The sequence below is a fragment of the Gemmatimonas sp. genome (genome assembly GCF_046594945.1).
GTDB lineage: Bacteria > Gemmatimonadota > Gemmatimonadetes > Gemmatimonadales > Gemmatimonadaceae > Gemmatimonas.
Map to the genome: position 1 here is coordinate 1 of NZ_JBKJRB010000100.1, position 5,694 is coordinate 5,694.

At 64.7% G+C, this 5,694-nt stretch carries 4 protein-coding genes; all 4 read right to left on the reverse strand.

What is annotated here, in order from left to right:
• Positions 1 to 343 precede the first annotated feature (343 nt).
• The 4 genes from ACLL97_RS12170 to ACLL97_RS12185 are packed head-to-tail and all read right to left on the reverse strand — an operon-like array spanning position 344 to position 5,020.
• Positions 344 to 1,957 (reverse strand): DHA2 family efflux MFS transporter permease subunit, encoded by a 1,614-nt coding sequence (locus ACLL97_RS12170; RefSeq protein WP_411280746.1) that lies wholly within the window; start codon positions 1,955 to 1,957, stop codon positions 344 to 346.
• A 13-nt stretch (positions 1,958 to 1,970) separates the two neighbouring features.
• On the reverse strand, positions 1,971 to 2,999 hold the full coding sequence (locus ACLL97_RS12175; RefSeq protein ID WP_411280747.1) for an HlyD family efflux transporter periplasmic adaptor subunit: 1,029 nt from the start codon (positions 2,997 to 2,999) through the stop codon (positions 1,971 to 1,973).
• A 54-nt stretch (positions 3,000 to 3,053) separates the two neighbouring features.
• The gene (locus tag ACLL97_RS12180; protein ID WP_411280748.1) at positions 3,054 to 4,400 is read right to left on the reverse strand and encodes a TolC family protein; all 1,347 of its coding nucleotides are present in this window, start codon (positions 4,398 to 4,400) and stop codon (positions 3,054 to 3,056) included.
• Positions 4,397 to 5,020, reverse strand: a complete 624-nt coding sequence (locus tag ACLL97_RS12185; RefSeq protein ID WP_411280749.1) for a TetR/AcrR family transcriptional regulator — start codon at positions 5,018 to 5,020, stop codon at positions 4,397 to 4,399. The genes ACLL97_RS12180 and ACLL97_RS12185 overlap by 4 nt, the downstream gene beginning before the upstream one ends.
• Positions 5,021 to 5,694 lie beyond the last annotated feature (674 nt).

Consider the following 5,694-nt stretch of genomic DNA (forward strand, 5'->3'; position numbering starts at 1 on the left):
GACGGGAGGGGCATCTACTGGCAGCAGGCGGGGGGAGGGGCGGCGAAAGAGCAGTGGTGCAAGTCTAACGGCTGGGACAACATGGCGGGGGGCTTTGGGCTTGCTGTCGGCTCTCGGCTCCCGAGGCTTTGGGCTTTCGGCGATGTGCTATCAGCCATGGGCCATGAGCCATGGGCCATGGGTCTGACTGAGAACTCAGCTCTCAAACCGGACCCACCTCTTGTTCACCCACGGCCCATGGCCCATGGCCCACGGCTGACAGCTGAGAGCCCACAGCCCCAAGCCTCGGGAGCCGAGAGCCGACAGCAAACCCACCGCCCACCGCCCACAGCCCACAGCCCCATCAATGCAAATCGACCTTCGGTGAGCCTATCATCCCTCTCCCCGTCTTCCAGATCAACAACAGCGGCAGTGCCGCCACCAACAGGATTCCGGCAATCAAATAAATCCGCGAGAAGGCGATCACGCTGGCCTGAGTCGCGATCTGGCGATCCATGATCATCAGCGCCTGCTGCTTCGCAATCGCCGCGTCGATCCCGCGTGCCACCAGTCCCTTCGTCAGTCCTCCCAACCGCGCCATCGTGGTCGGGTCATACGAGCCCACATGTTCCGTTAGCAGTTGCTTCTGAACCACGGTCTGACGCGCCAGCATCGTGGCCATGATCGCGATCCCCAGCGATCCGCCCAGCTGACGCATGAGATTGAACATGCCCGTCCCCTGGCCGATCAGTCGCATCGGGAGTCCGGCCACCGTGGCGTTCGTGAGCGGCACGAAGAGAAAGCCTAGCCCCACGCCGCGCATGATGAGCGGCCAGAATAGTTCGTTCGGGCCGGCGTCGAGCGTGATACGCGACAGCTGCACCATGGCACCCAGAAACAGGAAGGCGCCGACCACGATCATGGGGCGGGCATCGACCTTGTTGGCAAGGCGCCCCACAATCGCCATCGTGAACGCGGACGCCAAGGCGCCCGGCAGGATCACCATGCCCGTCTGCTGCGCCGTGTATCCGTGCAGCGTCTGCAAAAATACCGGCAGCACGAACACCGAGCCATACAGCGCCAGGCCGAGGAACATGGCGAAGAGCACCCCGGGTGCCAGCTGCCGTGATTTGAGAATGCGGAAATCGATGATCGGCTCGTCGATCGTGAGTTCGCGCCACACCAGCAGGGCCGCCGACACGACGCTGGTGATCGCCAGCCCTGTCACGAAGCGCGAGTCGAACCAGTCGAATCGTTCGCCGCGTTCCAGCATCCACTGCAACGAACCGACCGCCATGGTGAGCAGCACGATGCCGAGTACATCCACCGATGTCGCTTTCACGTGATACGCGGCGTCGCGCACGTACGTCCACACGAGATAACCGGCGAAAATACCGAGTGGCACGTTGATGTAGAAGATCCACGGCCAAGCGTATGCATCGACGATGTAGCCGCCGAGCGTCGGGCCGAGCGTCGGGCCCACCATCACGCCCACGCCGAAAATCGACTGCCCGATGCCGCGCTCATGCGGCGGGAACGCTTCGAACAGGGTGGTCTGGGCGGTGGACAACAACGCGCCACCACCCAATCCTTGAATTACCCGCCAGAACACCAACCCCCACAGCGACGTGGCGGCGCCGCAGAAGAAGGACGCGACCACGAAGATCGTGATCGAGCCGGTGAGATAGTTGCGTCGCCCAAAGTACGCGGACAGCCAGCTCGACATCGGGATCACGATCACGTTCGCGATGATGTACGACGTCGACACCCACGCGATTTCATCGAGCGTGGCGCCGAGCGTGCCCATCATGTGCGGGATCGCCACATTCACGATCGACGTATCCACGAGCTCGAGCACCGCGGCCAGCGTCACCGCGATCGCGATCAAGTATTTGTTCTTGTACGGATCGTCGGCCACCGCCGCTTGTGAGGCGGTGGGTGTACCGGTCAAACCGGCGGGAAGGACTGTGGTCGCCATGTCGAGCGTGGCGCTACTTCACGATGACGTTCGCGAGCACCGACATGCCCGGACGCAGCGGACGATCGGCGCCCAGCAACTTCGTGATGCGGATACGCACCGGCACGCGCTGCACTACCTTCGTAAAGTTGCCGGTGGCATTGTCGGGCGGCAGCAGCGCGAACTTGGCACCCGTGGCCGACGCGATGCTCTCCACTTCGCCCTCGGCTCTGGCCGCATAGGCGTCGATCTCGAGTTCCACCTTCTGCCCCGCGCGAATGCGTCCGAGCTGCGTCTCCTTGAAATTCGCCGTCACGAACATGCCCGTGTCCGACACGATCGACATCAGCGTCTGACCGGCTTGCACCAGCTGACCGACTTCCACCTGCTTGCGCGACACCACGCCTGACAGCGGTGCGATGATCTTCGCGTACGACAGCTGCAGTGACGCATTCTCACGCGCCGCCAGCGCCGCCGCCAGACGCGCTCGCGCCAGACGTACGCCCGCCTCGGCGTTCGACACGCCCGACGTGGCCGCGTTCACCCCACGCTGCGTGGCCGTGAGCTGCGCCGACGCGGCGTCGAAAGCCGCCTGTGCCGCATCGAGCTGCGCCATACTGATGATCTGCTTCGCCGACAGCTCCTTCGCGCGCGCCAGATCGCTCTGCGCCTTCACTACCTGCGCGCGCGCCGCCAGCACCTGCGCGTCACCGACGTCGCGCTGACTCGAGGCCGTGCGCACCATCGCCGCCGCCTGTCCTTCGAGTCCGACGCTGCCCGCCGCCGCCACCGCCGCCGCGTAGTCGGCCTCGGCCTGTGCCAGCTTCACCTGATACTCGCGCTGGTCGAGCGACACCAGTATACCCTTGTCGTCGACATGCGCGTTCTCGCCCACGTTCACCGTGAGCACGAAGCCGCCCACCTTGGCGACCACCGGCACGATGTGACCGTCAACCTGCGCATTGTCGGTCGACTCGTGCGTCTGCGAGAAGGACCAGCGATTGAACCCCCACACACCGCCGGCGATCACTAATGCGACGGGAATTATGATGCGGATATTCATATTGTAAAAGCGAAGTAGGGAGTACGGAGTGAGGAGTACGGAGTAGGCATGGGGCTACGGGAGCTTTTGTACTTCACCCATCGCTCGTGCCAGCGCGACCCGTGAACCTTGGTAGCTGGCCAGAGCGTCGTTGCGCAGTGTGCGTGCTTGATTCAGCGACAGCAGGGCGGTGATCACATCGCCGTTGCCGGCCACACCGGCGCGGAAACGCTCTTGCGCCTGAGACACTTCCTGTTCGGCCAGACGCAGTCGTTCGCGCACGGCGTCGACTTGTTCCAGCGCGGCGCTCAAGTCGAGCAGCGCGGCGCGGACTTCGAGCGCACTCTGCGCGCGCAGGTCACGCAACTTGGCGTCGGTCTCGCGCGAGGCTGCGAGCTGCTCCTGCACACGCCCTTCACGACGGAAGCCGTCGAAGAGGCCGACCGACAGCTGCACGCCCCATGAGTAGGTGGGTAACATGCGGTTCCAGTTCCTGCCGATCACACCCTGATCCACCACCAGCCCGAGTTGGGGCGTGCGTTCCCATTTGATGGCCTGCGTCGCCGCGCGTTGGGCGGTTTCCTGCGCCAGCAACGCTTTCACATCGGCGCGCGATTCGGTGGCCCTGGCAAGCGCGTTGGCGGCATCGGGCGGTACGTCACCAACCGGCATGCCGGCCAGTGAATCGGTCAGGGTGAGCGGCGCATCGAGTGGCAGGCCCACCGCCCGCTTGAGTTCGAGCAGTCCGCGGTCTCGTTCATTGCGGGCACCGATGATCTGCGCCCGCACATTCGCCAGCTGCGATTCGGCGCGTGTGACGTCGAGGGCGATGCCGGTGCCGGCCTGAAGCTGATCGCGCGCAATGCGCAGCAGATCGGCGGCCAGTGCGGAATCAGCACGGCGCGCCGACAGCTGCGCCTCGGCGCGCGCCGCACGCAGATACACCACCGCCGCAGTGGCGGCCGCCAGCTCGGCCTGCGCCTGCACATCGGCAGTGGCCGCGAGCACCGACGACTGCGCCGCACGCCACTTCGCAATGTTGCCGAGGTCGAGCAGCGGCTGCTGCAACCGATACCGCACGTCCACGGTGGGTACCGGTCCGATGAGTTCACCATCGGGGCGCAACAGCGGTTGGCCCGTAACGGGATTACTGAACGAGAAACCGAAGGTTGCCGAGTTGAGCGTGCGCTCAGACTGCTGCATCCCCGCCGCGAGGTCGGGAAAGAGTGCGCCGCGGCGCTGCGTCACACGGGCTTCCGCCTGCGCCACGCGTTCGCGGGCGACGTCGACGCCACCACTCTGTTTCGCCGCCAGACGCGCCGCGTCGCCGAGCGAGAGCGCGCTTTGAGCGGGCAGGGCGCCGCTGATCGTCGAGACGAGTGCGGCAACGAGTGCGGCAACGAGGGAGAGGTATCGCTTCATGGACGCAGGGCGTAGAGATAAAACTCGATCATCTCGTCGAGCACCTGCTCGTCGCTGCCGAGTGTCTGGTGGAACTCACGACGCGCACACCACGTGCTGTGCGTCATCCAGATCGACGAGAACATGCGGGCCGCCAGCTGCGGGTCGACCTCGCGGAACTCACCACGTTCGACCCCGCGGGCGATAATGCCCGACACGAGGCGTCGCCCACGGGCGATCACCTCGTCGGCGTAGAACTGCATGAGGTCGGGGAACTGGCCCAACTCGAGCGACACCAGACGCTGCAGCACCTGCATGCGATCCGTGCGCAGAAACGCCCACCAGCCGCGACCAAGCCAGCGCATCCGGGCGTCGGCCGTCTCCGACTGCAGATCAGCCTGTGACGCCTCCGCCTCGGCCAGCGCAGCCACGATCGTGGTGTGCACCATCTCCCGAAACAGCGCTTCCTTGTTGGGGAAGTAGAGGTAGATGGTGCCCTTGGCAACTTGCGCCCGCTTGGCAATGTCGTCCAGACGAGCGCCAGCCAGCCCGCGTTCGCCGAACTCATGGAACGCCGCGTCGAGGATCTGAGTGGGTCGCTCTTCCGGCGCTCGTCGGCGATGGGGCTCGATGCTGGTCACTTCGGAAAATTACTGACTGACTAGTCAGTTAGTAAGGGGCTGAGGAACCAGCGTATCCGTTGGATCGAGAACGGCCAACGGCGTAGGAGGCAGGAGGGAGGGGTTCAGGGGGGTGGAACCGCCCTCGCGGCACTTTCGCATTTCTTGGCCATAAACTGTTGCCTTTCCCCTCTGAAAATACCCCCCGTCGTCGCTTCCATGAACAGACGGTACCCATGGACCGATCCCTCGCTAGAGGACGGCGCCTTCATGTCTGCGGTTTTCACGGCGAACACGCGGCGCGGCCAAGCCGTGCGGGTGCGTCCTCAGCGCTCGTGTCCATCCCGCCACGCGACCATTGGTCGGGCGCCGTTGAATGGATCACATCGAGAAGCACACCTCGCGTCGCCACGGCTTTCAGGTAGCATGTTCGCGAGCGGAAGGAGACAGGATTCTCCCATGAAAACTCGCGAAACGTGGCCGTCGCAGGACGTGAGATTGGCGCACGTACCGCTAGGGAGCAGGAGTGAGCTGTTCAGGGGGCGAGAAGCAAGGGGATACGCGGGAAGGGGGCCGGACCCAATGCTGTTCGGTTACTGACGAGGCCGCAACGTCGTGCGTGGTGCCGTCAGGCGGCGTACGGCACGTGCGTCTCGTGGAACAGGTGCTGAATGAATTGCCGTGGCGTCTGGCGG

Excerpts from the sequence above, each read along its gene's own strand:
- ACLL97_RS12170 (WP_411280746.1), bottom strand. The coding sequence starts at position 1,957 with ATGGCGACCACAGTCCTTCCCGCCGGTTTGACCGGTACACCCACCGCC.
- ACLL97_RS12180 (WP_411280748.1), bottom strand. The coding sequence starts at position 4,400 with ATGAAGCGATACCTCTCCCTCGTTGCCGCACTCGTTGCCGCACTCGTC.
- ACLL97_RS12175 (WP_411280747.1), bottom strand. The coding sequence starts at position 2,999 with ATGAATATCCGCATCATAATTCCCGTCGCATTAGTGATCGCCGGCGGT.